Origin of the sequence: Haliea sp. E1-2-M8, from assembly GCF_030649675.1 — a bacterium.
Lineage (GTDB): Bacteria > Pseudomonadota > Gammaproteobacteria > Pseudomonadales > Halieaceae > Haliea.
Window position 1 is genome coordinate 1 of record NZ_JAUTDR010000094.1, and the last position, 536, is coordinate 536.

A 536-nucleotide genomic window follows, 5' to 3' on the forward strand; every position below is an offset into this window, starting at 1 on the left:
CGCCAGATCGGCGGCGCCGCCTGCAAACGAGTAGATACCAGAGGTGAGCACTTGGCCGTCAAGCTGTGCCGGGAGCACTGTGCCGGGCCCCTGCGCGGCGATGAAGCCATAGGCGGAGATGGCATCGGCGCGAGCCTGCTGCACCTCCGCATTGTTGGTCAGGTGGAGCGTGAAGGGCGGTGAGACGGTCGATGGCGGGAAGTTGCTGATCGAGGCCGTCGGCGAGGAGCCGGCATCGCCGATGACCTGGGTGCCCAATCCGGTGGAGCCGGTCACCCCGGAATTGCCCAGCACGGAGAAGCTCTCGGCCTCACCGAGCGGCGGTGCGACCTGGCTCATGGACGCGAGCGGCGTGAGCATCAGAATGGTGAAAGCGATTAGGCCTTTATGGTGTATTCGGTTCATGTTTTAAGCCCCCTTGTCGCAGATGCTAGTCGATACCCAGAGCAGGCGCAAGACTGAGTGGGGGAAACAGGGTGGGGAAACAAGGTATTAGCAGCAAATAGATTTGGCTGGTTTCTATAGCACATGAGTTG

The 536-nt window shown here is 61.2% G+C and carries 1 protein-coding gene; it reads right to left on the bottom strand.

Translation table 11 applies throughout. The annotated features are described in order from the left end of the window. On the bottom strand, positions 1-405 hold a 405-nt coding region (locus Q6D67_RS21695; RefSeq protein ID WP_304707936.1), incomplete at its 3' end, for an ice-binding family protein. Positions 406-536 lie beyond the last annotated feature (131 nt).